This window comes from Solilutibacter pythonis (assembly GCF_003697345.1).
Classification (GTDB): domain Bacteria; phylum Pseudomonadota; class Gammaproteobacteria; order Xanthomonadales; family Xanthomonadaceae; genus Solilutibacter; species Solilutibacter pythonis.
Genome location: NZ_RFLY01000035.1, coordinates 1 through 3,805 on the forward strand (window position 1 = coordinate 1; position 3,805 = coordinate 3,805).

The 3,805-nt window shown below is 50.7% G+C and carries 4 protein-coding genes and 1 pseudogene; all 5 read left to right on the forward strand.

Annotated features, from left to right (window positions below; genetic code table 11):
- Positions 1–521, forward strand: a pseudogene (locus tag EBB59_RS13000) (type IV secretion system protein); the annotation flags it as partial.
- Positions 518–1,033, forward strand: a complete 516-nt coding sequence (locus EBB59_RS13005) for a DUF4189 domain-containing protein (RefSeq protein WP_122102570.1) — start codon at positions 518–520, stop codon at positions 1,031–1,033. The pseudogene EBB59_RS13000 and the gene EBB59_RS13005, both read left to right, overlap by 4 nt.
- Before the next feature lie 306 nt (positions 1,034–1,339).
- Complete coding sequence (locus EBB59_RS14595) at positions 1,340–1,816, forward strand: DUF4189 domain-containing protein (protein ID WP_425451836.1); 477 nt, start codon at positions 1,340–1,342, stop codon at positions 1,814–1,816.
- A gap of 28 nt (positions 1,817–1,844) precedes the next feature.
- Entirely contained in the window at positions 1,845–2,627 is a 783-nt protein-coding gene (locus tag EBB59_RS13645; RefSeq protein WP_147455615.1) for an XAC2610-related protein, read from the forward strand.
- A gap of 124 nt (positions 2,628–2,751) precedes the next feature.
- Positions 2,752–3,805 (forward strand): peptidoglycan-binding protein (locus tag EBB59_RS13020; protein ID WP_122102573.1); only part of this gene is annotated, 1,054 nt, incomplete at its 3' end.

The following is a 3,805-nucleotide window of genomic DNA, read 5'->3' on the forward strand; positions in this document are numbered from 1 at the left end:
TGATATTTCCATCGACCAAGCAGCTATTCTCGAAGTGGCTGTATTACGGGATAGGGACGACGTTTTCGTTGGCGGTGCTGGCGTTCATGGTGGGCGTGGCGACGAAGCTGGTGATGGTGATAGGAGGCGCGATGGCGGTGAAGTACGCTTTGATCATGCAGGGCAACGGCGCTTCGGAAGGATTGAATACGCTTGCGATGCAGCAGGGCGGTATGGGGATCGTGCTGACGATCATGCTGATTACCTGCCCGCCGATGGCGGCGATGTTTTTCCAGGGCACGCTGGGCCAGGCGGTGACGATGTACTCGCAGTTTGGTGCTAGCGGCGGCCAGGCGCGCGATGCGGCGGGTAATCCGGTCGGGGGGTATAGGCCGGCGGATAGGTTTGATGTGAATAATGAAGACGGGAAAACTGCGGGTGTTCCAAATCTTGGTTCGCGTAATAATGTTGCGGCGAGTGATAATGTTCAAGTGGATAATAGAAAAATATTAGGTCAAGGAAATAGAGGAAATGCGCAATGAGTAATATTAGAAATGTATTTCTCTCAGTATTTTTGATTATCTATATTATTCCTATTAATGCGCTGTCCCAATCTGCACCGGGTGGTCCCTGTCCTCCCGGTGCTGTTCCTATCCCAGGGCAAGGGCGTTGTGGCTCGCCTGCTGAAGCCTCGGCGATCAATAGTGGCGGGAAAGGGAACTCGGCACCGACATATACCGAAGTCTGGGAAGATAGGTTTGGTGCTATTGCCGTAGATTACGCTGCTGAGCGAATGGCTACTGTTGAAGGTGAGAGAAGTGAAAGAAGTGCAAAAAATAAAGCGCTATCAAAATGTGGAACTAATCGTTGTAAAGTGGTTTCGTCTGTAAGAAATGGATGTCAAGTTTCTGCGTATGGTGGGGGCGGGGTTGCGTATGGGGCAGGCTTGTCATTGGAAGGCGCCGTGAAAGATGGGATGTTGAAATGCCAATTAGATGGAAGCGTTTGTGAGATTACTTATAGTGGTTGCAGTCTTCCCGTCCGAGTAAAGTAGTTTCTATTAACCATATTTTTCACGCATGAATAAATTATCGGTGTGGGTGTGGGCCAGGCGCGGGATGCGGCGGGTAATCCGGTTGGGGGGTATAAGCCGGCGGATGAAGCAGGTGCAGGTTACGCAGATGGGAAAACAGTCAGGACTGATGGTTATAAACCAACCTACAATGCTGCGAGAACCATGGAAACTAATATGGCGCAAGGGGATTTGACAAAAACCTCAATAAATTCCAAGGGGAATGCAGCATGCATGAATGCTTCTCCTCTTTATTGGTGTTTTAGAATTCTAGCTTCGTTGTCCATCATGGTGCTATCTGTAGGCGGGGTGGTGGCGCAAGCCCCGCCAAGCTCTGGTCCTTGCCCGCCTGGTGCTGTACCTATTCCAGGGCAGGGACGTTGCGGCTCGCCAGCGGAGGCTGCGGGAGTTAATAGGGGCGGGAGCGGCAGCTCTGCGCCGGCATATACCGAAATCTGGGAGGATAGGTTTGGTGCTATAGCTGAAGACCCCAATAATCCGATTGGGGGCGCATCTAGTAATTTGAAATCAAAGAGGCAAGCGGAAAGGTTGGCATTGAAAAGATGTGGAAGTTCTAATTGTAAAATTGTTTCTAGTGTCAGGAATACTTGTCAGGCTTCAGCATATGGGGGAGGCGGACGGGCATTCGGTGGTGGGGCTAATGAAAATGATGCAGCCTTAAATGCAAAGTTAAACTGTGAAAAAGATGGTAGTCAGTGTAATGTGACTTACGCTGCGTGCAGCCTCCCTGTTCGAGTAAGATGATTCCTGTGATTGTACGTGCCTGGAAATTATGAAGCCTGAAGCATACTCGCATCTTGTTTTGGTGGTTATGGCGATTGCAATCTATGGTTGCAAACCTCTGGAGTCTCCTGTGAATGATATGGAAAAATCTGAGCCCGTAATCGAACAGCAAACGCCTAAGTCAAGTAATGTCGCTGCAAGTACACCTCTATCCGTCAATGGCGCTCTAAGTGAATCGGGAAAGGTAACTTTGACTGCTGGCGATGTTTCGTTGGAATTGTCAGCATCCGGGTGTCGTGAAGAGACCGATACTATTCAGTATTGTGCGGGGCCTGTGCGACTCATGCTCACAAAGGGAGGGGGATCGTCACAACAAATCGATTTGCCTTCCCTTTATTTCGACAATCAGGCATCCGTTTACCGGGGGGTGATTGATGAAACTTACAAGCTGCGTGGTCATTCGTTGATCCTGAGTGATGTCAATGCGGACGGTCACCAAGATTTGCTTGTATGGTCAGGTAAAGAGGGCGCGTATGGTGGCCCTTCTTATGATGTATACGTTTTTGACCCGGCGGATGGAAAGTTTGTCCATGATCAAGATTTCTCGGATTTGACCGTGGGGTACAACGGCCTCTTCTTTGTGGAAAAAGACGGGATCAGAGCGGTCTCTTCGGAAGGGTGCTGTCTCCATGTCACCGATACCTATGAAATCAGGCGTGGCAAGCCTGTACTGGTAAAACGTGTCACGGAAGATGATGGTGGCGGTGATGGGCAAGCAATGAAGAAAGTAGAGCGCTTAGTGAATGGTGAAATGAAGGAGGTGCAAGAGTAAAAAAGTGTTCGACAATTATTGATTGTCTCTCTGAAATAGATTGGCCATGCAATTCAGAAGGTGGAGTTCCACCATCTGATACAATAAATTATTACACCTGCACGTGCAATGAAGGAGATATGTCATGAGTGACGGTTACGGCCGTAGTAATGATGGTTTCGGTATCGATAGGCAGCAGTCTGTTGATCTCATCGTAAAGACTGCAATGGAGAATGGCGTTACCGATCCCAAGCAGATTGCCTATATGCTGGCGACTGCGCAGCATGAAACCCGAAATTTTACCGCGCCTGACGAGGACTTCGGGCGAAGGCAGGCGGTCAAGCTTGGATACCGCGGTGGTGAAGAATATTTTGGCCGTGGCTATGTGCATCTGACGCATGTCGACAATTACCAGAAATTCGACAAGCTTCTTGGAATGAATGGGGAGTTAGTCAAAAATCCCCAGTTGGCAAAAGACCCAGAGACGGCGGCCAAGATTCTGGTGCTGGGTATGCGTAATGGCCTTTTCACGGGAAGGTCTCTTGATCGCTATATCAACGACGAGTCGCAGGATTTGTACAATGCTCGACGTATTGTCAATGGAGTCAATCCAAAGCAGCCTTGGAGCGTCAAGGCCGCGAAGGACTGTTCCCGTTATGCGGAAGAATGGGAAAAGAAGCTTCCCAATGTTATTGAACGTCTTGAGCGTGATGGCTTGGACCTGTCCAAGTCGCCCATCAAGAGTGGGCCTCGGGAAGATCAAGATAAGGCAGAAGCAATAAAAGAAACGCAAGCTGCGCTTTTAGCCCTCGGCTACTTAGGCAAAGACGGCAAACCCCTGGCCCAGGATGGTATTCAAGGCCAAAACACCGAGCACGCAGTCCGCATCTTCCAGCAGTCCCATGGCCTGTCAGTGGACGGCACCGTTGGCCCGCAGACTCTGAAGGCGCTGGAGCACGCCAAGGCCCATCCGTTCGTCACCGAGGTCAACCATCCGAATCACATGCTGTACAGGGCCATCGCCGAACGACTACCCCCAGGTACCGACCCGAGGGTGACGGCCAACGTCACCTTGCAGGCCATGGAAAATGGTGTTGACCATCCCAGCAAGCTGCGTGAGGTGTTGGTCAATGGCAATGACGTGTGGGTACTGAGCACCAGCCCCGACCCGGCCCAGCGCGCCCGAGTGGACTTGCAAG

What these genes read in the sequence shown, in the direction of transcription:
- EBB59_RS13005 (WP_122102570.1), top strand. Translation starts at nt 518, where the DNA reads ATGAGTAATATTAGAAATGTATTTCTCTCAGTATTTTTGATTATCTAT.
- EBB59_RS14595 (WP_425451836.1), top strand. Translation starts at nt 1,340, where the DNA reads ATGGTGCTATCTGTAGGCGGGGTGGTGGCGCAAGCCCCGCCAAGCTCT.
- EBB59_RS13645 (WP_147455615.1), top strand. Translation starts at nt 1,845, where the DNA reads ATGAAGCCTGAAGCATACTCGCATCTTGTTTTGGTGGTTATGGCGATT.